Here is a 25,305-nt window from a genome sequence, read left to right as displayed (position 1 = left end):
TTGGGCTCCGGTAGGTGTGAATCGCGTTGGTGGCGCGCGTTAGTGGCGAAATCGGGACGAAAGCAAAGCTGTACTCAATGCACGGGTGCAAGCGTGTAGCGCGCATCGCTGCGGTCCTGGCGCGCGGGCCTGGTGCTGAGGAAGGTATCCCAGCCAAGTCTGCCGCTGCCCTCGGCGCCGAGCGCGCAGCCAGATACGTCGCTGGCGCGCAGGATGAGGCCGACTTCGTACTCCAGCGTCGCGCCGCACAGCACCGTCACCATCTTGCGCAAGGCCAGGGCGCCTTCGGCGCCGGGCAGGAAGTTTCGATACTGTTCGCGGCCCAACGGCCCCATCCAGATCCGCACGCGCAGGTCGCGCTGCCAGACGCGGGCTCCGGCAAGTGCTGTGGCGCCCAGCAGATTGTTGGTGCCGCCAAGCCGCGAATACTGTGACGGCGGCACCTGATACCAGCCGCCGACGAACTGCTCCACGCGCACTTCAGCCTGGAAGTAGTCGGACAGCACCTGCTGCAAATAGGCGGCCGATACCGGCCGGTGGCGCGCGGCGGTGGCATACCCGGCCAGCGCTTCGTCATGGACGACCCCAGCCGTGGCTGACAGGCTGCGCCGCATGGACTTGTCTGCCATGCCGGCCAGCGACAGCAGCAGTGGCAGGTAATGCCGGTTGCGATCGACTTCATGCTGGAACGGCAGCCGGTACTTCTTCCACGCCTGGTAGAACAGCGCCGTGGCGCGATTGGAAAAGATGTCGAAGAAGGCGCGTGCGGCGCGGTCACGGCGCAGGGTTTCACGCTCCGCCACGATCTCGGTGTAGTGCAGCGGGAGCGCGCCCTGCGCGCCCAGCATCCCGAAGAAGGAGGGCGTGATCGAGACCTGGTCCAGCGCACCATCGGCCAGGGCCTGGGCAAATGCCGCATCGCTCTCCAGTTCGCCATTCAGCGCCGTGGCGGCCTCGATGGACTGCAGCTCGCTCGGCGGAAACGACAGCGACAGGGTATTGCGGAAGGCGACCCGCGTGGCGAGCACCTGCTCCGGCGTGCCGGCACCTTCGCGCGCATAGTGAAGCTCAAGCAACCGCACCGCCTGAAAAAATTCATAGCGGTAGGGTTGCCGCAGCAGCGTGCGGATTACACCAGGATCGATTCGCCGCTGCGGGGTGCGCATCTTGCCAGTTCCTTGCCGCCGCGGCGCGAGACCGCGACCAGCTGCACAAAGCTGTTCAGGTGGACATAGAGGCCAAAGAAATGATCCATGACCCGGATAAAGCGATGCAGGCCGGTGCCGACGAAGGCATCCTCGTCGAGCGTCAGCTGGATCTCGAGCCCGCGCACAAAGGTGGCGAACGGTTTGCCGGCCAGCCATTGCGTGGTCGGCTTGTAGTCCAGGCCAACGATGCCTTCGATCTGCCGCGCCGAGATCGCACTGCGCGGCAGGTCATGCAGGCGCAGCATCTCCTTGAGCGTGGCCAGGCCGTTCTGCACCAAGGACAGGTGGTTCAGCGCCAGCAGCGACACCAGCCGCCACTGCGACGAGCGCCCGCTGCTCAGCCGCATCGACGGCGTCGGCTTGCGCAGGAAGCTGATGCGGCGGGCGATCGAGCTGCCCTCCAAGGCCAGGTCGCCATCGGGCTGGCCGAACGCCAGCAACGCGGGCAGGTCGCGGTTGGTACAGGTCACGCTCAGGCTCAGCGTTTCCGTGCGTGGGCTGGCGGGGTCGAAGTCTGAATCGACGATGGAAATTTCGGTCTCGAAGCCCGGGCTGCGTTCCGCTACCAGGGCATTGCGGCGGGCGATCCAGTAGTGGCCGGCGCTGCCAGGATCTTCGCCGTGGTGCAGAGAGTAGAACGGCCGGAATTCCACCACGTCGTGACTGGCGGCGGTTTCACGCACCAGTTGTACCTGGTCGATCGAATAGATCTCGAAACCGTGTGCGCGCCGGCTGTCGGCCACCACCGGGTAAGCGGTGGCGGTATGTTCGATGCGGATCGGGTCGGCCTTTTGCCGGAACAGGTTGACCACCGGCGTGCAGTGCAGGCGCAGGTGGGCAGCGCTTAGGCCCTCGAGCAGGCGCGCAGTGTTGCTGTCGCTGCGGACCTCGGTCAGCACCAGGTGCAGCGTCACGCGGCGTACGGCGCCGCCGGGCGGCAGTGCCCGCTGAACCGGATCCAGATCAAGGTCGAAGAAGTTGAATTTCTCGGCAAAGCCGAAATGCTCGCTCAGCAGGCGGTAGGCCGGATGCGAGCGCGCAGGGGTGTCGATCAGCGCCTCGTCCGCGCCGAAGCCCACCTCGCGCACCGGCACCCGCTGCAGGCGTTTCCACACACCCGGGCGCTCTTCCACATATGCCGCGGCCACGTGCAGGAACAGTGCGTCGCCCAGCGCCGCCACAAATGACGGCTCGCCGTCCAGGTACACGCGTACCGCCTGCCGGCCCAACGCATCGAAGCCGCCCTGTTCGCCCAGGTACTCCAGCTCGATCGAAATGGCGCCCGTGGCGCCCTTCGGCAAGGTCACCGTCGACGGGGCAGACACTGCCCGCTCAAAGCCGGCGGCAGCGACCCGCAACGGCAGGAAGGTCACGTCATAGGCGGTGCGGAAACGGCACTCAACCTTGCGTACCGGGCGCGTCGTCAGCAACGTGCCGCGCGGTACCTTGACCGGCGCGCTCAACTGCGCCGCCATGCCGGCCACGTCGAAATGCGCAATCGAACAGGACGGAAACGGGCTCAGGTAGTGCGGATACAGCACCTCCAGCAGCGCTTCGGTGAATTCGGGGTACTCGTCGTCGAGCTTCTTGCTGATGCGCGCGGACAGGAAGGCGAACGATTCGATCATTCGCTCGACGTGGGGGTCGTCGCAGCCATCGGCCGACATTGCCAGGCGCGCCGCAATCTTGGGATAGCGCTCGGCAAAGTCGCGCGAATACCGGCGCAGGAAGGCCAGTTCGCGTTCGTAATATGGCAGCAAGTCTTCCATTCTGTGTGGCCGGTGGTGACACTAGTGAGGCAGGTACGCAGCGATAGAGGTCTTTGGCTCCGATAGCCAACCTGACGCGCCGCCGCGCTTCAGCCCCGCCCTCGCGTGACCGAGTACTGCAGCGTCGATGGCTGCAGCATGGCATCGAAGCTGACCGGCTCGCGCGCGGGCCCCACCAGCAGGACTGCACTGATGCCGAAGCACAGCACGCTGGTGGCCCGCTCGTTGACCGACAGTGCGACGTTGACGTTCTGCAAGCGCGGCTCATGGCGCTCGATCGCATTGCGCAACGACTGGCAGATGTACTGGCGGTCATCAAAGCTGGCCAGGCTCAGCCCGGCGAAGTCATTGAGCCCATAGGTCAGCAGCGACCGGCGGCATTCGGGCAAGCCGTTGAAGTCGGCATCCTCATGGACGATGCGCGTGTTCAGCAGCGACTCGATATCGCGTGCGACAGTCGCCTTCAGCTCCTCCAGCGACAATTGCCGCAGCGCGCTGGGCAGCGGCGCGTGCGGCTCGTCGTCGAAGAGCTTGTCGAGCAGGCTGGGCTCAAAGCCTTTCATGGGAGCGAACAAGCAAATGCCGCGGCAACGCTGCCGCGGCAAGGCTTGACTGCAGGAACGTCAGACCGAGTAGGTCTTGTCGTTCTTGGTCAGGCTCCAGGCGCCCTGGGAGTTGCCGCCCTGGTTGCCGCCGATCTTCTGCTGCGTGTACTTCCACTGCACGGCAGCGTACTTCAGCGTGAAGCTGTCGCTGGGGATGCCCTCGGCAACCACGTTGGCCGACACCGCGCCCAGGATGGCGTTCTTCAGCTTGATTTCCAGGTACTTGACGCGCTTGCCTTCACCGTCGGCACGCAGGAAGTCGATGGTGACTTCGTCGAACGTGGTGCCGCCCGACACGTGCTGGTACAGCAGCGGGCTGACCACGTCCAGATCCTTGGTGAACACCATCTCGCCGTGTTCGCAGCGCTCGGCGGTATGGCCGCCCGCGGTGGACGCGGTTGCCGAACGCGGCTGCGTGATGCTGTGCTTCCAGGTGTTGACCTCGATCCAGTCCTTGTGGTCCTTGTCTTGCGATTCGCCCTTGATTGCCGGGCTGCCGAACTTGACGTAGATATCCTTCATGGAAAGACCCTCGATGAAAATCGCTATTTAGGCTTCTTGCCAGTTTCCTGGCATTGCTAGGTACTGCGCCCGCATTCCCCCGCAGGGATCACGGTCAGGAGTTTGCCGCTTTCGGCAAATCCGCAACCAGCCGCAGCGAGATCGAAAGTTCGTCAAGCTGGAAGTGCGGGCGCAGGAAGGCGACGGAGCGGTAGGTGCCCGGCTTGCCGGGTACCTCCGACACCTGGATCGAGGCTTCCCGCAAGGGGAACTGTGCCTTCTGCTCCTGGCTGGCGTTATCGTCCAGCAGAACGTATTGGGAGATCCAGCGGTTCAGGAAGCTCTCCACGTTCTGCGCTGAAGCAAAGCTGCCGATCTTGTCCCGCATCATGGCCTTGAGGTAATGCGCCACGCGCGACACGGAGAAGATGTACTGCAACTGGGCCGACAGCACGGCATTGGCGTTCGCGCTGTCGGTGTTGTACTTCTTGGGCTTCTGCACCGACTGGGCGGCGAAGAACGCGGCATAGTCCGAGTTCTTGCAGTGCACCAGCGGGATGAAGCCGAGGTCGCTCAACTCCTTCTCGCGGCGATCGGTGATGGCAATCTCGGTCGGGCACTTGAGTGCGATTTCGCCATCGTCGGTCTTGAAGGTATGCGTCGGCAGGTCCTCGACCAGGCCGCCGCCTTCGACGCCGCGGATGGCTGCGCACCAGCCAAAATCTTCAAAGGCCGCGGTCAGACGCGCGCCGAAAGCCCAGGCTGCGTTGCACCACAGATACTTGCCATGGTCGGTGCCGTCCACATCCTCGACGAAATTAAAGCCCTCGACCGTGGTGCCGTCCTTCGGGTTGTACGGCAAGCGCCCGAGGAAGCGCGGCATGGTCAGGCCGACGTAGCGCGAATCCTCGGATTCGCGGAACGACTTCCACTTGGCATATTCGACCGTATCGAACACCTTGGCCAGATCGCGCGGCTTGCCAAGGTCAGCGAAGGTCTCCAGGCCGAGCAGCTCGGGCGACGCCGACGCGATGAACGGCGCGTGCGAGGCCGAGGCCACGTGCGACATCTGCTCGATGAAATAGACGTCCTCGGGCTGGCGGGTGATTTCGTAGTCGCCGATCAGCGCGCCGAACGGCGCGCCGCCAAAGGTGCCGAACTCTTCTTCGTAGACCTTCTTGAACAGCGCGCTCTGGTCGAAGTCAATGGCGGTCTTGAAGTCACGCACCAGGTCGCGCTTGGTCGCGTTCAACGCCTTGATCTTGATCATCGTGCCGGTCTGCGTCTCCTTGACCAGGTACGACAGGCCGCGCCACGTGCTCTCCAGCTTCTGGAACTCCGGCGCATGCATCACGGCGCTGAGCTGGGCCGAGATCAGGCGATCCAGCTCGGCCACGCGCGCATCCAGCGTAGCCGACAGGTTGTCGGACACCACCACGGTGCCGTCCAGTACCTGGCTGACCAGCTCGCCAATGATGTCCTTGGCGCGCGCATGCTCGGAATCCGACTTCGCCACCTTGCTTTGCTCGACGATCTCGTCGAGCAGGTTCAACGTGCCGACAGCCGCACCGGGCTGGGCAACTGCAGCGGACTGGTTATCAAGCATCGTCGCCACCGTTCCTGGCATTGGCACCGAGCTTTTGCAGCGACTCGGTATTGGTCAGCACCTCCGAAAGCAGGTCCTCCAGCTTGTCGTTGCCTGCCAGCTTGTTGCGCAGGTCGGCCAGCTTGGAGCGGGCTTCGAGCAGCTTGCGCAGCGGCTCGATCTGCTCGACCACGGCTTCCGGATTGAAGTCTTCGAGGGAATGGAACTTCAGGTCCACGCCGAACTTGCCGCCTTCCTCGGACAGCGTGTTCGGTACCTGGAACGCCGCGCGCGGCTCGATGCCGGCCATCACGTCGTCGAAGTTGTCGCGATCGATATTGACGAACTTGCGGTCGCGCAGCTTGGGCTGGGCCACTTCGGACTGACCCGACAGGTCAGCCACCACGCCCACGACAAAGGGCAGTTCCTTCTGCTCGATGGCATCGCCCTTCTCGACGTCGTACGTCAGTTGCACGCGCGGGGGACGCACCTTCTGCAGGCGCTTCTGGACACTTTCTTTCTTGGCCATCACTACTCTCCGATCTGGCGGAATCCGGTCTGAGAATCAGCGCAGGGCGCCGAACGGGTCTGCGCTGCCGCCGCCCGAAGCCGCGGGCTGTGCCGCCTGCGCCGGTTGCGCTGCGGCGGCCGTCGGCTTGGCAGGCGCAGCACGGCGGCGCGGCACCGGCTTGGCCGCGGGCGCGGCATTCTTGTCGCGCGGGAACAGCACTTGCTCGCCCAGCGTGTCGCGCAGCATCTGGGCCAGCAACTGGGCATCGGAGCGGACGTCGCCAGCCAGGGCGCTGTCGGCGCGCAGTTCCTGCAGCGAACGGCGCGCCACGCGCAGGCCGCTGACCGCCAGCACGCTCTTGGCCTTGCGGTCGGTGGCGTCGCGCTGCAGCGCTTCTTCGGCCGCGACGATCGCTTGCGGGTAGTGCTCGGCGCCGAACTGGATCTGCGCCATGCGCGACCACGGCTCTTCGCGCGTCGGATTGTTCTTGGCGATCTGCTCGAACAGGCTGAGGGCCTGCTCGCGCTGGCCGCTGGTCAGGGCCGCCTCGGCCTCGGACATGCTTTGCTTGAACGACTCATCGCTCTGCGGCCCCGGATTGGAGGTTGCGCAGCCAGCGAGCAGCACGACGGTGCTGGCCAGCATCACCAGGGTGCGATGGATTCCTGACTTGGGCTTGTAGTCGTTCACGGCGAGTCTCTGTGAAAGTTCAAGATTGCGGCGGGGCGATTCGGGCCTGGCCCTGGCAAGATCCGTTTGGGAAAAAGTGCCAAATGCCAATAATGTCAGAACTGTGTTGAACCCGAATTGGCCGGAATAGTACACTCTGCCGCTTACGGCTGACAACAGATCGGCTGATATTGTCAGCATTAGTACTTTTTGGTAGTTCTCTACTGTTTTGTCGGATAAGTCTCCGTCTGCTGAATTAGATAGTTCTTACTTCTGTCATGCGACAAATTGAATTCAGTCTGGAGCCGTACAGCGACCCAGCCGCTCGCGCCCCGCGCCGCCACGTCACGGGCCAGCGCGCCGGGCTGGGCGCGCTGGCAGCGGCCGTTTGCATTGCGGCGCTGACAGGCTGCTCGGTCGGCGGCACGCTGCTGGCGGGCGCAGCCAGCGGCGCGCTGGAAGCCGTTGGCCTCAAGCCGTCCAACGTGCCGGAATCCCAGAAGCCGCCGCGCGAAGTCCCGCTGAAGCTGTACGCCGGCAACAACCTGAATGCGGCAGCTGATAACCGGCCGGCCGCCATCGTGGTGCGGCTCTACAAGCTGAAGGATCCCACCAGCTTCCTGCAGGCGCCGTTCGATACCTTCATCGACCCGCAACGAGAACAGAAGACACTGGGCGCTGACCTGGTCCAGGTTAGAGAGATGACTCTAATTCCTGGCCAGCGGTATGAAATCGTGGAAAAGGTCACGCGCGAAGCAGGAACGTTCGGCGTGGTGGCGCTGTTTCGCAGCCCTGCCCCGCAGCGCTGGAAGTTCGCCTTCGACACTGCCAAGAGCGAGAAGTCCGGCGTCACCATCGGCCTGCACGCCTGCGCCATGACGCTGACCGTCGGCGATGCCATCACGCCGGCGGGTGCCGCAGCCAGCAGCAATCTGAACCTCGTCTCGGCAGCCGGCTGCCGCACCTGAACTACCGACCAGGCACCAACAAGGACAACAAAGGCAAACGTGAGTTATTCCGCCAAGATTCTGTGGGGCGAAGGCCTGTTCCTGCGGCCCCAGCATTTCCAGCGGCAGGACGCATACCATGAGTCGCGCCTGCACGCCACCGCGCAAGTGATCCAGCCCTACGGCTGGGGCGTGCGCAATGCCAGTTTTGACACGGATGCGCTCGCCAGCGGGGTGCTGCGCGTGACCGAGCTGTCGCTGTTCTTCCCCGACGGCGAGCTGTATTCCGCGCCCCAGGCCGACGAACTGCCGCCACCCGTGGTGCTTGACGCCATCCCCGCCGGCACTTCGGAACTGACCTTCTACCTGGCCCTGCAGCCGCTGCACGACGCCGGTGGCAACTACCGCGACGACGCGGAAGGATCGCTGTCGTCCCGCTATGTCGGCCTGCAGACCGAAACGTCGGACCTGTTCACCGAGGCGGAACCGGCAGCCATCACTTACCTGAAAAAGGCGGTACGGCTGGTGGCCGAGACCGAGCCGCGCGACCAGTTCATCTCGCTGCCGGTCGTGCGCATCCGGCGCACCGCGACCGGCGGCTTCGAACTGGACGAGACCTTTGTCGCCCCCAGCTTGTCGATCAATGCATCGGCCGTGCTGTACCTGCGCCTGCGGCGGCTGATCGACGCGCTGCAGGCCAAGGTCAATGCACTGTACGGCTTCCATCGCGAACCCACCAAGAACATCATCGAATTCCGCTCGGGCGATATCGCGTCGTTCTGGCTGCTGCACACTGCCAACGCTTCTTTCGCTGCGCTGGCGCACCTGTTCCACCATCCCGAGCTGCATCCCGAGCGCCTCTTCCAGGAAATGCTGCGCCTGGCCGGCGCGCTGATGACCTTTTCGAAGAGCCACACGCTGGCCGATCTTCCGGTCTATGACCACGACAGTCCGGGCCCGGTCTTTGCGCGGCTGGACAGCATCATCCGCGACCTGCTCGATACCGTCATCTCCACGCGCTACTTCTCGATCGCGCTGGACGAGACCCGCCCCTCGTTCCATCTGGGTCGGCTGGATTCCGGCAAGATCGATGACAAGACCAGCTTCTACCTGTCGGTCAGCGCCGACATGCCCGTGGCCGAGCTGGTCGAGGCCATCCCAAGCCGCTTCAAGGTCGGGGCTCCGGACGACGTGGACAAGCTGGTGCTGTCGTCGATGCCGGGCGTGCCGCTGAGCTACACGCCGCAGGTGCCGCCCGCCATCCCGGTGCGTCCGGGCGCGTGCTATTTCGCGATCGAGGCGCGCGGCGCGCTTTACGACCGCATGCTGCAGGCCCAGACCATCACCATCTACACCCCGGCCGGCATCCGGGAACTCAAACTTGAACTGATTGCGGTGACTTCATGAGCGCTACCTCCACGCCTTCGCTGTTCGGTGCTGCGCCGGCCGGCCAGTCTTCCCCTGCCGCCGGAGGCTCCGCCGACGGCGCCATGCACGCGCGCACCCTGCTCGACCTGCTCTACGACGGCTTCTTTATGCTGTTCCTGCTGCGCAACGGCCAGCAACCGGGCAGCGCCGAGGAGTTTCTGCAGAAGGTACGCGACTTCCTCGATGACTTCGAGCGTGGCGCCAAGCGGCTCAACGTCTCGGCCGAAGACATCTTCGATGCCAAGTACGCGTTCTGCGCCGCCATCGATGAGACCATCCTCGCGTCCAGCTTCAGCATCCGCAGCACGTGGGAGCGGCGTCCGCTGCAACTGGTGCTGTTCGGCGAGCAGCTGGCGGGCGAAGGGTTTTTCACCAAGCTGGAAGAACTGCGCGCCCAGGGCGCCCCGCGCCTGCAGGCGCTGGAAGTGTTCCATATGTGCCTGCTGCTGGGGTTCCGCGGCAAGTACATCCTGGAGGGGCCGGAGAAGCTGGCCTACCTGACCGCGCGCCTGGGCGACGAGATCTCGGCAATCAAGGGCAAGCGTGCCGCCTTCGCCCCGCAATGGCCGATCCCGGACAAGATCTCGCACGCGCTCAAGCGCGAAACCCCGCTGTGGATCTTCGGCGCGGTCTTTGCGTTGATCGCCCTGCTGGCCTTCCTTGGACTGTCGACTACGCTGCGCTCGCAGACCAGCGACACGCTGCAGGGCTACTCGCAGGTGATCAAGCTGGGCCCGCGCTATTCGCACCTGACCATCTCGCTGCCCTGATGCCGCGTTGATGCCATCGATGACGGTCTTGCCGCCTGCTTGACCGCCTACCGTCCCCTCTAGCGCGACGATGCTCCGATGAAGCCCTTGTCCTCTTACCCATCCTCCGCGATGGCCGCGCTGTCCGGCCTTCTTGGCCAGCGCACGCGCCAGATCACCCTGGAGACGGCGCTTACCGCAGACGACCTGGTCGTGGAGCGCTTCGTCGCGCAGGAGGGGGTCTGCACGCCCTTCCAGCTGCAGATCGATTGCCTTAGCCCGTCCGCACACCTGGACACTGCGCGCCTGGCCGCCGAGGAAATCACGCTGCGCCTGATGCTTGCCGACGGCACGCGCCGCGCCTGGCACGGCTATGTGCAGACCTGCGCGGCCATCGGCGGCGACGGTGGCCTGGCCCGCTACCGCCTGACGGTGGGCACCTGGTTCGATCGCCTGTGCGCACGCACGGATTGCTATGTCTACCAGGACAAGACCGCACTGGAGATCATCGAAGACGTCCTGGCAGATTACCCGCTCGCTCAATTCCGCATGGCAGTTGGCCAGTCGATGCGCAAGCGCTCCATCTGCTGCCAGTATCGCGAGACGGATCTGGCCTTTGTCACGCGCCTGCTGGCCGAGGAAGGCTTGTCGTACCGCTTCGAGCATCAGCAGGACGACGCCGAAACGTCCGGCCAGGAGGACAAGGCCCAGTCCCGCCATTGCCTGGTGATCTTCGACACCCAGGCCGAACGCCCCGCCTGCGCGCAGGCCAGCATCCGCTTCCACCGCAGCGACGCGACCGAGCGCGAAGACGCCATCGATCACTGGTCGTTGCTGGCAGCCACCGGCACCAATGCCGTCACGGTTGCGTCGTGGGACTATAAGTCCCTGGCCGCCACCGCGGGCGATGGCAGCAGCGAGAGCCTGGGCGAATGGCCGACGCTGGAATCTTTCGAGACCCGCGGCACCTATCGCTTTCCTGACGCCGACGCGGCCCGGCGCGCCGCGCAGTTGCAGGTGCAAGCGCATGAAAGCCGCTACCTGCGCTATGCGGGCGAAGGCAGCGTCCGCGCGCTGGGCGCCGGCGAACGCTTTTCCCTCACCGGGCACTTCGATACCGCCGCGAACGAGTTCGTCACGCTGGCCGTGCGCCATGAAGCCGCCAACAACTTGGGTGCCGAAGTAGCATTGCTGCTGGGCCTGTCCGACATCGAAGCCGGCAGCTACCGCAACCGCTTCGAAGCCGTGCGCGCCGATGCCCCGATCGTGCCGGTGTACGCGCCCAAGCCCACCGCCCCCGAAGGCCAGCCTGCCGTCGTCATCGCCGAAGGCGGCGCCCCGCTGACCACCGAGCGCGATCACCGCGTGCGCGTGCGCCTGCCCTGGCTGCGCGCGCCCATGGCTGATCCGCGTACCGACACCGCCGCCGACCCGGCCCAGGACGACCTGACCCAGGTCACCGCGTGGGTGCGCGTGGCCACCGCCGCGGCCGGCCCCAACTGGGGTGCCCATCACCTCCCCCGCGCCGGCACCGAGGTCATGCTGACCTACCTCGATGGCGACATCGACCGCCCGATGGTGGTGGCGCAACTGCACAACGAGCAGGACGCCCTGCCCTGGCCCGCCAGCGAGGCGCCGCTGAACACTGCCCTGTCCGGCTGGCATTCGCACAACCTCGCCGACGGCGGCTACAACCAGTGGGTAGTCGACGACAACACCGGCCAGTTGCGCATGCGCCTGGCCAGTTCCGCGGCCGATACCCAACTCAACCTTGGCTACGTGATCGCGCAACCGCCGGCCAGCGGTGAACGCGGCGCCTGGCGCGGCACCGGCGCCGAACTGCGCACCGACGCCTGGGCCATTGTGCGCGCCGGCAACGGGCTGCTGCTGTCGACCACCGTCCAGGCCAGGGCCGGCGGCACCATGCTCGACATCCGCGAGGCGCGCGGGCAGATGACTGCCGCCGAGCGTACCGCACAGCGCCTGTCCGACGCCGCCACCTCGCAACAGGCGCTGCCGCTGGGCGCCGTCGCCGCCTTCGAGCCGCTGACCAAGGCCATCGACCCGCAGCAGGACGGCAGCTATCCGGACCGGGTCAACGACCAGGACGCCAAGCGCCCGGATACGGGCACCGCTGCCGAGCGCTTCGGGCAACCGTGGCTTATCGCGGAATCGCCCAGTTCGATCGCACTGGCCACGCAGGCCACCACCAGCATTTTTGCCGGAAGGCACCTGCTGGGCCTGGCACAGGCTGACTGGCATGTCGGCGCCGGCAACACCGTCGCCGCGGCGGCAGCCAAGGGCGTGAGCCTGTTCAGCCAGCACCATGGCATTCGCGCGATTGCGGCCGGCGGACCGGTTTCCATCCAGGCGCATACCGATGCGCTGGCTGTCATGGCGGACAAGGCCGTGACGGTGACGTCATCGACCGACGGCATCGAGGTGCTGGCGCAGAAGAAGGTAGTGCTGCACGGCGGCTCGTCGCGGATCGTGCTGGATGGGAATGCGATTACGTTTGAGACGCCGGGGTTGTTCTCGGTGAAGGGGGCTGGGCATCCGTTGGTGGGGGCTGGGGGAAGTCCGGCGGAGTTGGCGGCGCTGCCGGTTGGGGCGATTAATCAAGCACCACACTTCATCGAGTTAAATTATCACTACGATGACTTATCGCCTGTGCCGGGCGCGCCATATAAGCTTATTTTTGAAGACGGGACAGTTTTAGAGGGAAACTTGGATGCCAAGGGTTTCGCGCGCGTCGAAAACGTACCGAACAGCGCTGCCCGCGTTTATTACGGGGAGGATCCTCGCGAGTTCATATTAGACGTAGAATTGCCGAAGAACACGATTAAGACCGGATCGACTACGAACGACGAGGCTATCGCAAACATCGAGCAATATCTCCTAGCCGCAGACGACTTCTGGGCGACACAGGCATCCTCAGAGCAACGCGAGTTCCTTGCACTGGTCAACGACTCCGACGAAGCTACCGGCGAGAATCTGTGGAACTACCTTGATGGGCAAGAACAGCAGGCCATGGAGCAAGAGTTGCACGGGGAGATAAAAGGATGAACACAGTAACTACCTTGCCGCGCGCAGGGCGGGCAACAGCGCGCTCTCAGCGAAAGGGATGGTTCGACTCCCTTGCGGACGAAGCCGTGAGCTTTTTTAAGGGCGACAATAATGCTCCATGGGCAATTCTTGCCGAAACGGTGATCGGATGCGTGCCGGTGCTCGGGCAGGTCATCGACGCCCGTGACATCATCAAGGGCCTCGTCGAAGTTTCCGGTGCACCTGCATCGCCCGCAGCTTGGTTCAACCTTATCACGGCACTTATCGGTGTAGTCCCCGGGGGCGGAGATGCCACAAAGCGCAGCTTACGTGCGATAAAAAGCGGTACGGCCAGCATTGACAGCTTGCTGGATCTGATGCGCAAATTTGGCAAAGGTGATCCGGAAAAGTTTCTCCGCGAAATGATGGATCCGAGCAAACTCCAGAAGCTGCTGGACGACATGCTCAACAACCCCGCCCTTAGGCGCCAATTGAGCCCAAGCTCCCAACGTCAGTTGGACAGCATCCGTAATAACCTCACAAAGCAGTTTGGTGCCTTTAAGCGGGAAATAGACGGGTGGCTTACGCGAGGCCGGAAGACTTCTGCCGAAGCCCCTGCCATCAAGCCAAACAAGACCACGCCCCCCGCCAAGCCACGCACCGAAGCCAAGGGCGGAACCAAGACCAAGGCCGACGCTAACGACGCAACGCACACAAATCAAACGAAATCGTCCGAGTTGGCACGCCGCACGCTTGGACAATTGAAGCAGAAGGCGCTCGGAGTGCTCGGTGAGCACATGGCGGACTATCATTGCCAAGAAGTCAAATGTTGGGGTGAGCGAGCCAAACATGACAACGGCAAAAAAAACCAAGCTAAGCTAAATGACGGTTCCGAACTGGTGCAGTTGTGGCCACTTAAGGTTCGGGGTCGCGGCATCGATGCGGTTTGGAAATCGAATGGCCACAAGCCGTACGCGATTATTGAGGCGAAGGCCAGCTACGACCCTACCAAAACCTTAGCATCATTACTACGGGATTTGAGCGACAAAACGGGAAAAGATGCAGAAAGTAGTTCGAGTTCCCGATCAGGCCGTAGGCAAAGCAAGCAGCCTGCTCCTGGAAGTGGCGCCGCAGCGGCCACCGCCCAAGCTCCGTCCCGAACGCCAATGAGTAAATACTGGATTGAACACCGCATTGCGAATGCCGTGAGAAGCCCTCTTCTCGCTAGAACCATTATCCTCAAAGGCTATACACGACACGTTCTCTTTTTCTCCGTTCCTCAAGCTGTCAGCCATGCTCAATCCCTTCTCATGCACTTGGCTGACAAAAAAGTCGATGTATCCATGCACTCTGGCCACCAAGCAACTCGAGAGTGGACCGACAATCAGATCCAGAAGCTCGCTGATGGTCGGCTGGGGTTGACCGGTGTGGCACGCAAAAGATGATGAAACAATCTGTGAATTTTCACGAACGACGCCGCCAGCAATTTTTGAGCGAAAGTAACTATCAACGCTCTCTCGAAGAAATACCAAAGGGAATTGATTTATTCGAATCGACGCCGGCTGGCTCCGGAAGCTCCGAGGCGGAAGGCTGGTTGATATCATATCGCATGGTGGCTTTCGACCTCTTCAATCTCCTCGTTTTGAGATACACAGGGGGGGAGCCCATCGAACCCATGCGCGCCGAGTTGGAAAAAGTCGTGGTGGCACACGAACGGGCCACCAAGCAACTTCGTATGTACTACGAAGACCCAAACGCGATCGGCTTCCAGATTGATTCTTTCGATGGATATTGCCCTTGCCTTGGTTTGATAAGCCTCTGCTTCTTACTGCATCGACGAGACTTACTTCCACGAATTGCTGAGCTTTTGGATGGCCCTGATAAAACAAATGTTGGCGCCGATTTTCTGATTGAAGATTTTCTCTCATATGCGCCCATGGATCGCTACGAGAGCGATACACTACTCGCAACGAGACCATTTGAATCATTGGCCGATGCGATGGATAGCACCGACAATGAAGATGCACTACGACATCTGCAGAAATTCCTTAAACGCTGGTATAAGGATCTCGCAGGAGCGCCATGGCACAACGCACACAAGCCTGATGCCGAAGGTCGGACGGGCGGCTACTATGGATATTGGTCATTTGAAGCGGCAGCGGCAGTACTTCTGCTTGATATTGAGGATGACAGTAGCCTCCACCCCTATCTTTATTATCCCAAGGATCTCGTCGCTTGGGCAAAAACACATTCCAATCTCGAGAATGTACAAAGTGCGACGACAGCGACGAGCCTACGCTGCGACGCCGGGCAGCCTTGTCCCAAGACCGGCTACTGGATGACTCCCGCAAAAAGGGGATCTCGGCGGTATTTCGTGCAGGGCGAGAGCATGCCCGGTGCTTCGTCTGATTATGGCAGCACAATATGGCAATGGGACATCGACCAGGCGGATCCAAAGCTCTGATGAAACGCCTTAACGAGAAGCAATCGACGGCTCGAAGCCGTGCGTGCCCTATTATGAATCCCACACGCAAGGACGTTTCACAATTTCCTCGGCTACTGGAGCTTCGAGGCGGCGGCCATTTCAATCATTCTTGATATCGATGATGCCGAGTTCCGCGACAAGCCCTTTATCCGGCGGATCTCGCAGACTTTGGGCGCCGTACAAATTGACAGTACCGACGTGCACCGATGCCCCAGCCACAGACAAACATGAGGCAAAATCGAATCGACTGGGATCGCTGGTTTGCCTGGAAGATCCCTCCCGACAGGTTCGAATGTAGACGAGAGCCGCGCCTACGGTACAGCACTTATGACAAGCGATTCAATGACAAGCTTGGTGGCATCGCAATGGTCACAATGGACCTACCAAAGCATGCAGCAAAGGCTAAACCTGGCGCGCTTTCGACATCCACTCAGCAGCGCTTGTGGAGTGCACTGGATTGGATGAGCATGCAATACTCAGCCGGCGCGCCGGTAGCACAGATTGCACAAATTTGGCCATACGTCTTGAGATGGGCTGAGGAGTATGCTGCATTCCATGAAAATTATCACACCACGCCGGAATTCGAAGGATATTTAACACCGCATGTGACCCTACGCGATGAGGAATACTGGATCGTCGCACTGCGTATGGTGTGTTTCGGGCTTCTCAGCGGATACACGCCGATGATGCCGAGGGTGATGGCATTCCTAGATTATGGCAACGTAGAAATGGGCGTTAGCGACGGCTTACTGGAGCGCCTCGTGGCGCCGTCTAGTCCGGGACGTGGAGAGCCGCCAGATGAAGCCACGCGCCATCTACCTTACCGCAAATTATTTAAGGCATTTGCCGCTGATCCTGAACACCGTCCGCCGTTGATGAGCACCTACCTCGACGAGTGGTATCACGCGAGTAGACACGAGCCTTATATCGATCAACACGGCGAAGGAGATGTCGCGTTTTATGGGTATTGGTCGTGGGAAGCGGCAGCCACTACTGTAGTGCTTGATATTGACGACTCAAGCTATCGAGATTTACCATTTTATCCAAAAGATTGGGTCGATTTTGGAAGGCTGCATAGAGAAACCGACACAAGTAATTACTCCGGAAGTATTGCTGCAGGTGAGCCTGCACCACGTGACGGCTGGTGGTTTACGCCAGCCAAGTCTGCTTCTCGCCGCTTCTTCAAAGCTGGCGAGATTTTCGCTGAAGTCAAGGGAACGGATTACGGCTCCACATTCTGGCAGTGGGATCTCGATCAGTCAGATCCAGCGCTGTGAAGTTTAGAGCAGATGCTGCGTTTGAAGTGATCCACCACTAGCCATAACCTATGCGCTTGAACATCGCCATCGGCTTGGTACACGCGAAAAAGCAACGAAGGAAAACCGGCAAGTATTGGTGAAAACATGAAGCCGAGCCCCGTTAAAAACCTCCACCTACCGAACGACGATGAACGTCGAAAAACCTTTCATTGGCTCAAGCGAATCAGTTCGTACACAGCATGGAAACGCATTCTTGGATACTACGAGGCCTGGACGCTCGCTATCGAAAACTGCAGGCGGTTGGCCAGCGAATCAGGTAAGGAACATTTTTCTAAAATTACCGAATCTCACTATATCGATGCTCTGGAAGGGCTCGCCCACTTTGAAGACGCGGTACTCCGACTTAAAGATGGAGACAAGCTAGTCTTCAAATATGACGTTAACGGTCTATTCTCACTGGCGGATCGACCTCGCTCGTATTGGGGAAATTACCTGACTCGTGTGGAATGGCGAGAAAATCCTGCAATCGTGGAGACTAGCAGCCCAGGGGCAAACAGATTCCTCAATACCTTTAGTGATCTCTCGCAGGCTTGGGGAGAGTGTTCCGATATACTTGAAAGCAAATGGCTTGATGACGCCGCCCCATATAGTTTTGGTAGCTGGCTGCGAGACCAACTGGCCAGCATGCATTTCCCCGATGTGCTAGTCGATGTACCGGATCCCAAGGTACCAGTGCTCATCCCCACCGGAAGCACCATTCCTTGTTCCGGCATCTGGGAACCGGCTGAGATTACGAATTCAAGTGGATTTTCGCTATTCAGGAAGAAAGAAGAACCCAAAGGGCCATTTCCGATCAGCGGTTGCATGAACTACTTGCACGCGGGGTCGCCAGCCCCAGCGGCGAGGCACGAAGATCAGGATGAAAGTTCTTCAGAACCTGTGACGTGGCGTCTGCTATGGGAGGATGCGCGTTACGAAGATGGTTCCATCCCTGCGGAGGAAGACGAATATGTCTTCCAGAGTCCAAATGGACCTACCGATACTCCTTCTGCGACAAGCGGAACGGATAGCACCATGATTTGGTTCGAAACAGGCCAACCCGCCCCTAAAGCGGGACGTTGGCTTCCAGAAGATGACCTCTCCGCTAGCATCGTTGTGCAAGCCGGCGAAAAGTTGCCTATGCATCGAGGCCGCTCGACCCGCTGGGTCTTTGCCTCCAATTAGACGCTTCAAAGCATGCGTCAGAGGTCGATGATACCGCCGGGGCGGCATCCATTGTCAGTCGACGATCGAAAGACCCTGTTCTTGTGGCTGAAGCAAATCAGCTCATACACTGCGTGAAACAGAGTCCTGTTCTATTACAGATTGTGGGCGGATGCCGCTGAGAACTGCCGGCGAATGGCGAACGCGACGGGATGTGATGACACCTCGAGAGTGTCTGCCTCCGACTATGTCACCATATTGAAAGGATTTGCGCATTGCGAGGATGGCGTTCTTCGCCTTAGGTCAGGAGACAAGCGAGTATTCAAATTCGATTCCAATGGTGATTTGGCAATGGCGGATCGCCCCCTAACGTACTGGGACAAATATTTGATCAGAATTGAGTGGGGCGAGCATCCTTCTATCAGCGAACAAGACACCCCTGGGTGGACCGATTTCCACAGGGAATTTCTAGAGCTTTCCGAAGCATGGGGCGAAATAGCGCCAGATGTACTTGAGCCCTGGGATGCCAACGCAGAATCGCACACGTTCTACAACGAGGATCTAAAGAGTACATTACAGAAAATGAGGTATTCTTTGCCATTTCCTGAAGTACCAGATCCTGAAAATAATACCTTCGTGCGCTCGGGAAGGATGGTCCCCTGCTCAGGAATCTGGGAAGGGAGGAAAAGGGGCTTCCTGCAACGTGGCGACTTCTTTGGCGCGATTCGCGATACGAGGACGGATTGTTTCCTGATGAAGAAAATTGCTACCGATTTTTGATGCCCCGAGACAAAGAATTTCAAAAAGGACGGCAATTTCGAAAGACATAAGTGACACTATCGTTTGGGCGACGTCTGGCCGACCCGAAAAGGACCTACCAGAGCATGCAGCAAAGGCCAGACCCGGCACGCTTTCAACATTCGACTCAGCAGCGCTTGTGGAATGCACTTGATTGGATGAGCATGCAATACTCAGCCGGCGCGCCGATAGTACAGATTGCGCAAATGTGGCCGCCCGTCTTGAGATGGTCCGAGGAGCATGCCTGCATTTCATCAATGGTGTTGAACATTGCTACCTCACTCCAATTGCCAAAGGCCATGTCAAATCCTCGTCAACAACTTCTAAGCCAGTCGCTGTATAGCAATACACGCATGCGACTGATCGAAGGCATTGAATGCTCAAAGAACAACGTTCTTTTGAAACAGACACACCCGCATCCGGGCTACCTTAGGGATGCGCAAGGCGGTCTCTACGAGGAAATGTTTTGGCTATGGATGCTCGACTACACTGCTGGCGCCGACCTCGACTCTCTTGCAAAGCAATTCGCTTCAATTGTTGAAGAGTTTTGCCGATGGAACGAACTTAACATCCCGTACCGCCTCTATTTGAAAGAAAAGTTCAAGGACCGCGGCGACACAGAGTTGACAATTTGCTCGGTGGATTTCTCCAATCAGATCGAATATGAAAATGCACTACAACTATTAAGCATTGCTATCCTCATCCGAGACGGGCGTTCCATCAAGAGAATCATCGCAGCGATGGCAAGCAATCGCTATCGTGATGCTTTGTATGAGCAGTTGATCGTTGACTTTGTTCCTGATCCACAGGACGACATGGACGAAGTGATATTTGAGGATCCCTACGCGACCCTCGTCGAGGCTTACTTTCAACAAGACCCCACGGAATCAATCCGACTTATAGAAAATTACCTAAAAGCCTGGTACCGAAATCAGGATGGCGCTCGATGGTACGATGCGCATAAGAATATCCAACATGACGAATCGTTTTACTATGGATATTGGGCTTTCGAGGCTGGCGCCACTAGCTATTTACTAGATATCGATGACAGCACCATCGATCATATAGTCTATCCCAAAGATCTCGTAGCCTACGGCAGGCAGCTTCGCGAAAGAAATACCGTTACCAGCGATTTCAACGTACTGCTTGATTCAAGCGATTATCCCCTTAGTCGCCTACGATGCAAGGCGGGCCAGCCGTGTCCACAAGCTGGCTGGTGGATGACCCCTGCAAAGATAAAAAGTCGGCGTTGGTTTTTGAAGGACGAGACAATGCCTGACATCAAAGACAGCGACGTCGACGCAACCATATGGCAATGGGATATTGATCAGGACCGCGCGTTCCTGCAGGAATAGACAGCACCATGAAGCGCCTAATAACCCCGATCCTCTCCGCAATCATCGGAGCCATAGCTGGCGCATCCCTGGTACACAAGCTCGAGCACGAAGAAGTCCCCAGGGTACACAAGCTGCAGTATCCATTGCTGCTCAGTGGGGGCAGCTCAGACAGCCCTGCCGCTATCCTGCCCCGGGGCACATCTCTGTATGTTGATCGCGCTTTCCCTGAGGGTTTTGTCCGATACAAGGTCTACATCAATGTGGAGGGCACAAAGCTGGACACTCGGGAAGCAACGGAGAAATTCTAGCTGGATCCGCTGACTGCTACGCCCTTGGACAAAGAGAGCCTTCACTCGCTGCTCGCGCGCTTTCCGCTGGCGAAGGAAGACTTTTCGGCTGCGCTCGCCTCTGGCCAGTTGACCAAAGAAGAGATACGAAACCTGCTCCGGGCCTACAGCGACTAGCAGCGTTCAACTTTCGCGCCGAGCAATTTGCCTACCCTTTCACCGCCCCTTCTCCCCCTCCATCTTCTCAATCACCCCCACCCGCTGCCCACAGTCCCCCGGCACCGCCTTGCACAACGTCTTGTCATCCACCCCAAGCTGGCGCTGCAAAGCACGAAATTCCCGCAGGTAGACCTGCGCCGCCGCCTCGGCCCCAGGCAACGACAAACGCGCCGAACTATTGGCCCCGATCCACGCATAGTAGTAATGCCCGAGCAACCGCGCCGCCGTATCCTTGCGTCCCCGTGGCATCTCGCGGGCGACGGCGTCGATGCAGGACCGGTATTCGTCCGCATCGTCATGCATGAATTCCTGGCAAGCCGCCCTGGCATGCCGGCTTGCCTGCGTCACGGCTGGTGGCAGTTCCGCGGTGGCGGCCTGGGCAATTCCCGCGCAACCGGCAAGCGTGCAGGCGATCAGGTAGCGATGCATTGGCATTAGGTTCATGGCGTTATGGCGTTTCAAGTTAGCGCCATGGCATGACATCCCCGCGTCATGAAGCAGTCACGATGGGCCCATAGAGTGGCTGCCTGCAGCCGCTTCCCAAAGGATTGGCCACATGACACGCAAACGGTATGTCGTCGCGAGCCTGGGTGCGCTCGCTCTTGCAGGCATCGTTGCCGCCTGCGGTTCCGGTAGTGACGAGGGCAATCCGGCGGCGCCCAGCCCGGCTCCGGCCGCGGACGCGCCGGTATCGGTCAAGATCATCGGGCTCAATGATTTCCACGGCAATCTGGAAGCGCCGGGCGGAAGCGTGGTGGTACAGGATGCGGCCAACCCGGCTGGCACCCGCGTTTCGGCGGGCGGTGCCGCGTATCTGGCCTCGCTGATCCAGAGCCTGAAAGCGAAGAACCCGAACAACGTAGTGGTGGCGGCCGGGGACATGGTCGGCGCTTCGCCGCTGGTTTCCGGGGCGTTCCATGAGGAGCCGGCGATCGATGTGCTGGGCCAGATGGGCCTGGAGATTTCGTCGGTGGGCAACCACGAGTTCGACAAGGGTCGCGATGAGTTGCTGCGGCTGCAGCACGGCGGCTGCTTTCCCCGGTCTGCCGACGGCCGCCGCGGCATTGTCGGCGTGGACACGTGCATGACGAACGGCGCCTACGCCGGGGCGAAGTTCCAGTACCTGGCTGCCAATGTCATCGACCAGGCGACCGGCAAGCCGCTGTTGCCGGCCTACCGGATCAAGACCTTTGACTGGGCCAAGGTTGCCTTTATCGGCATGACGCTGAAGGATACGCCGTCGGTGGTAACGCCGGCGGGTACCGCGGGCCTGACCTTCGAGTCCGAGGCGGACGCGGTGAACAAGCTGATTCCTGAATTGCGGCAGCAGAACGTCAATGCGATCGTGGTGTTGCTCCATGAGGGCGGATCGACGACGGCGGGCACGGTGAACGACAAGAGCTGCCCCGGACTGAACGGTGCTGTCGTGTCGATCGTCGACAAGCTGGATTCCGCCGTAGATATCGTGATCAGCGGCCATACCCACCAGGAATATGTCTGCGCCCGGCCGGACGGCAAGCTGCTGACGCAGACGGGCTTCTACGGCCGGCTGGCCTCGGAAATCGATATCACTATCGATCCGTCGACGCGCAAGGTCTCGTCCAAGGCGGCCAACAACCGTGTCGCGGTCAATGATCTGGTGATCAAGGACAACAACGGCAATCCGATCGCGCTGCCTGCCGGCTACACCGCGCTTGCCAAAGACAGTGCCGTCGATGCGATGGTCAGGCGTTACGTGGAACTGACCGCGCCGATCAAGAACGCGGTGGTCGGCGCCATTACCGCCTCCATCGATCGCACCCAGACGGCAGCGGGCGAGTCGGCACTGGGCGACCTGGTGGCGGACGCCTACCTGGCCGGCACTTCCGATGCGTCGTTCGGGCCGGCCGTGATCGCATTCACCAATCCCGGCGGATTGCGCCAGAACCTGGTGTACGACGCCGCCACCAGCGGCCAGACCACGTTCGGGCAGCTCTACGCAGTGATGCCCTTCGGCAACAGCATGGTGACGATGAACCTGACCGGCGCGCAGATCCTGCGCCTGCTGGAACAGCAATGGGAGGCGCCGCAACCTGCGGGCGGGCGTGTGCTGCAGGTTTCCAGCGGTTTCACCTATACCTGGGACGCCAGCAAGCCGGCAGGCGCCGCCGCGGGCCAGGGCAACCGTGTCGTTCCGGCCTCTCTCAAGCTCAACGGCGTGGCCATCGACCCGGCCAAGACCTACCGCGTCACGGTGAACAACTTCATGGCTTCGGGCGGTGACAACTTCACGGTGCTGAAGCAAGGCACGAACCAGCAGGCCGGGCCCGTCGACATCGATGTCTTCGAAGACTACTTCAAGGCAAGATCGCCGGTCAGCCCGAGCGCGGCGAACCGGATCACACGCCTGAACTGATACGCATCCGGGCCGCCCCGCCTAGGCCCGCGCGTCGGCGGCGGCCAGCCGCATCCAGCTGGCCACGGCGCCGGCGCCGGCAAACGCCGCGCCCAATGCCAGCGCCATGCCGGGGCCGTGGTCGCCGGCCAGGCCAAAGCACAGCGCCACCAGCGCCGCGCCGGTGGCCTGTCCCAGCAGCCGCGCCGTGGCCACCACGCCACTGGCGCCGCCGCTGCGCTCACGCGGGGCGCTGGTCATCAATGCCTTGAGATTGGGCGACTGGAAGAAGCCGAACCCGGCGCCGCACAGGCACATGCGCAGGCCGATATCGAGCGTGCTCGGGTTGGCTGGCAGCAGCGCCAGCGACAGCATGCCGGCACTGAGCACCGCCAGCCCCACGCCGCCAAGCACGGCCGGCGGGTAGCGGTCAGACAAGCGCCCGGCCAGCGGCCCGATCAGCGCCACTACCACCGACCATGGCGTCAGCAGGAAACCGGTCTCCACCTGCCCTCGTCCCAGTACGTGCTGGAAGTAGAACGGCAGCGAGACAAAGGCCAGGCCTTGCGCGGCGAACGAGCACACCGCGGTCAGCGTCGACAGCGCGAACATCGGCCGCCGGAACAGGTCCACCGGCAGCATCGGCGCCGGATGGCCGCGCTCGCGCCACAAAAGCAGCGCGAACGCCACCGCGAAGATGCCCGCCGCGGCCAGCGACAGGTGCAGCGGCGCGCGCTGCGCGCCCTCGCCCAGCGCCAGGATCAGCGCGGCGAAAGCAACCACGCTGAGCACCGCTGCAACGCGATCGAAACCGTGCGTGCTGCGTGCCGTCTGCGGCAGGGAGCCGCGCCCGATCGCCAGCGCCATCAGGCCGATCGGCAGGTTCACGGCAAACAGCCACGGCCACGTGCCGAACGACAGGATCACCGACGCCACCGTCGGCCCCACCGCGAACGAAACCCCGACCACCAGCGCATTCAACCCCAGCCCGCGGCCAAGCCGGTGCGTGGGAAAGATCGCGCTGATCAGCGCCGTGTTGACGCTCATGATGGCCGCCGCGCCGATGCCCTGCAGCACCCGCGCCGCCGCCAGTGTCGGCAGCGACCACGCCAGCGCGCACACCACCGAAGCCGCCGTGAACAGCAGCACGCCGCCCAGGTAGATGCGCCGGTGGCCAACCACGCCGCCCAGCGCCGCGAACGGGAGCAGCGTCGCCACCATGGCGAGCTGGTAGGCGTTGATCACCCAGACCGAGGCCGCCGGGGTGGCGCGCAGGTCCGCCGCAATCGATGGCAACGCCGTATTGGCGATGGCGGTATCGAGGGTGGCAAGGGCGACTGCAATCAGGATGGCAGCCATGCCGCGCCGCTCGCGCGAGGTCATGGCGTCCGCCGCGGAGGCGGTCTGGAGAGGGGCTGTGCTGGACACTGTCTTTACCGGTTGCCGCCATGGCCGGATTCGGCGGTGCGGGGGGGCACTGCAGGCCGGGGGCGATCATTCAGGCAAGACGATACGGGAAAACCCTTCAGCTTGCTGAAGACGCATTCATATGTATGCACATTATCCGGAAAGCAGAATAAATGATGCCCAACATCTATTGAATAAATGATGAGCGTCATCTAAGCTTCGAGGGAGCTAAATTCCCAACGAGGTCTGCAGATGGCACGCGCATCACGCGAGCAAACCGACAAGAACCGCGAGGCGATCGAACAGGCATCGTCGCGGATGTTCCGCGAGCGCGGCCTCAACGGCGTCAGCGTGGCGGAGTTGATGGCGGGTGCCGGCCTGACCCATGGCGGCTTCTATGGCCACTTTGCCTCGAAGGACGCGCTGGCCGCACAGGCCTGCAAGCGCGCGTTCGAGGAATCGACCGCCCGCTGGGAGCGCCGCCTTGCACGGGCCGGCGGGGATCGCAAGGCCATGCTCGCCAATCTGGTCGAGCCCTACCTGACCGCCGCGCATTGCGCCAACCCAGGGGTCGGCTGCGCGGCCGCCGCGCTGGCCGTCGATGTCGCCCGCGAGCCCGCCGGCAAGCCCGTGCGCCAGGCCTATGCGCAAGGGCTGCGAACGATGATCGATGACATGGCGCAGACCGTGGCGTCTGACGATCCGCAGGAACGCCACGACCAGGCGCTGGTGCGCATGGCGTTACTGGTCGGCGCCCTGACGCTGGCGCGCGCCACCGAAGGCGATCCGCTCTCCGACCAGATGCTGAGCGCGGTGCGGGCTCACCTGCTGGGCAGCACCGGCTAGTACCGAGCTTTTTTCCTGAAGACTGACCGGCAACCCGCGGCTGCACGCAGCGGGATGCCCTTCCTTTGCCCTC

At 61.5% G+C, this 25,305-nt stretch carries 22 protein-coding genes and 1 pseudogene; 14 read left to right on the top strand and 9 right to left on the bottom strand.

Going from position 1 to position 25,305, the window contains the following annotated elements; genetic code table 11:
* Window positions 1-74: 74 nt before the first annotated feature.
* From tssG to FHX60_RS07845, 7 genes are all read right to left on the bottom strand, one after another.
* On the bottom strand, window positions 75-1,166 hold the full coding sequence (tssG, locus tag FHX60_RS07875) for a type VI secretion system baseplate subunit TssG (protein WP_183282996.1): 1,092 nt from the start codon (window positions 1,164-1,166) through the stop codon (window positions 75-77).
* The gene (gene tssF, locus FHX60_RS07870; RefSeq protein WP_183282995.1) at window positions 1,130-2,977 is read right to left on the bottom strand and encodes a type VI secretion system baseplate subunit TssF; all 1,848 of its coding nucleotides are present in this window, start codon (window positions 2,975-2,977) and stop codon (window positions 1,130-1,132) included. The genes tssG and tssF overlap by 37 nt, the downstream gene beginning before the upstream one ends.
* A gap of 89 nt (window positions 2,978-3,066) precedes the next feature.
* The gene (gene tssE / locus FHX60_RS07865; protein ID WP_012355845.1) at window positions 3,067-3,540 is read right to left on the bottom strand and encodes a type VI secretion system baseplate subunit TssE; all 474 of its coding nucleotides are present in this window, start codon (window positions 3,538-3,540) and stop codon (window positions 3,067-3,069) included.
* Between the two features lie 60 nt (window positions 3,541-3,600).
* The gene (locus FHX60_RS07860) at window positions 3,601-4,104 is read right to left on the bottom strand and encodes an Hcp family type VI secretion system effector (RefSeq protein WP_012355844.1); all 504 of its coding nucleotides are present in this window, start codon (window positions 4,102-4,104) and stop codon (window positions 3,601-3,603) included.
* A gap of 94 nt (window positions 4,105-4,198) precedes the next feature.
* Window positions 4,199-5,689, bottom strand: coding sequence for a type VI secretion system contractile sheath large subunit (tssC, locus tag FHX60_RS07855; RefSeq protein ID WP_062803262.1), 1,491 nt, complete (start codon window positions 5,687-5,689; stop codon window positions 4,199-4,201).
* Window positions 5,682-6,197, bottom strand: a complete 516-nt coding sequence (gene tssB / locus FHX60_RS07850; protein ID WP_012355842.1) for a type VI secretion system contractile sheath small subunit — start codon at window positions 6,195-6,197, stop codon at window positions 5,682-5,684. The genes tssC and tssB overlap by 8 nt, the downstream gene beginning before the upstream one ends.
* Window positions 6,198-6,233: 36 nt before the next feature.
* Complete coding sequence (locus tag FHX60_RS07845; protein WP_183283419.1) at window positions 6,234-6,824, bottom strand: tetratricopeptide repeat protein; 591 nt, start codon at window positions 6,822-6,824, stop codon at window positions 6,234-6,236.
* 302 nt (window positions 6,825-7,126) lie between these two features.
* On the opposite strand from FHX60_RS07845, the gene tssJ reads away from it, so the two are divergent.
* The 12 genes and pseudogenes from tssJ (at window position 7,127) to FHX60_RS07790 (ending at window position 20,117) form a co-directional block, all read left to right on the top strand.
* A complete protein-coding gene (gene tssJ / locus FHX60_RS07840) occupies window positions 7,127-7,816 on the top strand; it encodes a type VI secretion system lipoprotein TssJ (RefSeq protein ID WP_260163725.1) in 690 nt (229 codons plus the stop codon).
* Between the two features lie 39 nt (window positions 7,817-7,855).
* Window positions 7,856-9,202 carry a type VI secretion system baseplate subunit TssK gene (tssK, locus tag FHX60_RS07835; RefSeq protein ID WP_092312620.1) on the top strand — a complete coding sequence of 449 codons (1,347 nt, stop codon included), beginning with the start codon at window positions 7,856-7,858 and terminating at the stop codon, window positions 9,200-9,202.
* Window positions 9,199-9,993: a type IVB secretion system protein IcmH/DotU gene (icmH, locus tag FHX60_RS07830; RefSeq protein ID WP_183282994.1), complete on the top strand. Its 795-nt coding sequence runs from the start codon at window positions 9,199-9,201 to the stop codon at window positions 9,991-9,993. Before tssK ends, icmH begins: the two co-directional genes overlap by 4 nt.
* 78 nt (window positions 9,994-10,071) lie before the next feature.
* The gene (locus FHX60_RS07825) at window positions 10,072-13,038 is read left to right on the top strand and encodes a type VI secretion system Vgr family protein (RefSeq protein WP_260163723.1); all 2,967 of its coding nucleotides are present in this window, start codon (window positions 10,072-10,074) and stop codon (window positions 13,036-13,038) included.
* Window positions 13,035-14,462 (top strand): hypothetical protein, encoded by a 1,428-nt coding sequence (locus tag FHX60_RS07820; protein WP_183282993.1) that lies wholly within the window; start codon window positions 13,035-13,037, stop codon window positions 14,460-14,462. The genes FHX60_RS07825 and FHX60_RS07820 overlap by 4 nt, the downstream gene beginning before the upstream one ends.
* On the top strand, window positions 14,459-15,481 hold the full coding sequence (locus FHX60_RS07815; RefSeq protein ID WP_260163721.1) for a PoNe immunity protein domain-containing protein: 1,023 nt from the start codon (window positions 14,459-14,461) through the stop codon (window positions 15,479-15,481). The genes FHX60_RS07820 and FHX60_RS07815 overlap by 4 nt, the downstream gene beginning before the upstream one ends.
* 57 nt (window positions 15,482-15,538) lie before the next feature.
* Complete coding sequence (locus FHX60_RS27680; RefSeq protein WP_311728733.1) at window positions 15,539-15,733, top strand: PoNe immunity protein domain-containing protein; 195 nt, start codon at window positions 15,539-15,541, stop codon at window positions 15,731-15,733.
* A 236-nt stretch (window positions 15,734-15,969) separates the two neighbouring features.
* Complete coding sequence (locus FHX60_RS07805) at window positions 15,970-16,779, top strand: PoNe immunity protein domain-containing protein (RefSeq protein ID WP_221209945.1); 810 nt, start codon at window positions 15,970-15,972, stop codon at window positions 16,777-16,779.
* Window positions 16,780-16,905: 126 nt separating this feature from the next.
* Window positions 16,906-17,985, top strand: coding sequence for an Imm71 family immunity protein (locus FHX60_RS07800; RefSeq protein WP_183282991.1), 1,080 nt, complete (start codon window positions 16,906-16,908; stop codon window positions 17,983-17,985).
* 126 nt (window positions 17,986-18,111) lie between these two features.
* Window positions 18,112-18,471, top strand: a pseudogene (locus FHX60_RS27980) (Imm71 family immunity protein); the annotation flags it as partial.
* A 152-nt stretch (window positions 18,472-18,623) separates the two neighbouring features.
* Window positions 18,624-18,794, top strand: coding sequence for an Imm72 family immunity protein (locus FHX60_RS27975; RefSeq protein WP_375790533.1), 171 nt, complete (start codon window positions 18,624-18,626; stop codon window positions 18,792-18,794).
* Window positions 18,795-19,115: 321 nt separating this feature from the next.
* Entirely contained in the window at window positions 19,116-20,117 is a 1,002-nt protein-coding gene (locus tag FHX60_RS07790; protein ID WP_183282989.1) for a PoNe immunity protein domain-containing protein, read from the top strand.
* A gap of 485 nt (window positions 20,118-20,602) precedes the next feature.
* Here the strand turns inward: FHX60_RS07790 and FHX60_RS07785 are convergent, their stop codons facing one another.
* Entirely contained in the window at window positions 20,603-21,034 is a 432-nt protein-coding gene (locus FHX60_RS07785; RefSeq protein WP_260163719.1) for a hypothetical protein, read from the bottom strand.
* A gap of 127 nt (window positions 21,035-21,161) precedes the next feature.
* Here FHX60_RS07785 and FHX60_RS07780 point away from each other — a divergent pair, with 127 nt between their 5' ends.
* Window positions 21,162-23,000 (top strand): bifunctional metallophosphatase/5'-nucleotidase, encoded by a 1,839-nt coding sequence (locus FHX60_RS07780; RefSeq protein WP_221209944.1) that lies wholly within the window; start codon window positions 21,162-21,164, stop codon window positions 22,998-23,000.
* 21 nt (window positions 23,001-23,021) lie between these two features.
* On the opposite strand, the gene FHX60_RS07775 is transcribed toward FHX60_RS07780, so the two are convergent.
* Window positions 23,022-24,362 carry an MFS transporter gene (locus FHX60_RS07775; RefSeq protein WP_183282988.1) on the bottom strand — a complete coding sequence of 447 codons (1,341 nt, stop codon included), beginning with the start codon at window positions 24,360-24,362 and terminating at the stop codon, window positions 23,022-23,024.
* A gap of 276 nt (window positions 24,363-24,638) precedes the next feature.
* On the opposite strand from FHX60_RS07775, the gene FHX60_RS07770 reads away from it, so the two are divergent.
* Window positions 24,639-25,232, top strand: a complete 594-nt coding sequence (locus tag FHX60_RS07770; protein WP_112775163.1) for a TetR/AcrR family transcriptional regulator — start codon at window positions 24,639-24,641, stop codon at window positions 25,230-25,232.
* Window positions 25,233-25,305: the final 73 nt, after the last annotated feature.

Origin of the sequence: Cupriavidus alkaliphilus (assembly GCF_014191175.1) — a bacterium.
GTDB classification, from domain to species: domain Bacteria; phylum Pseudomonadota; class Gammaproteobacteria; order Burkholderiales; family Burkholderiaceae; genus Cupriavidus; species Cupriavidus alkaliphilus.
The sequence above is the reverse complement of the archived record's forward strand: the minus strand, read 5'-3'. Positions and strand labels throughout refer to the sequence as shown.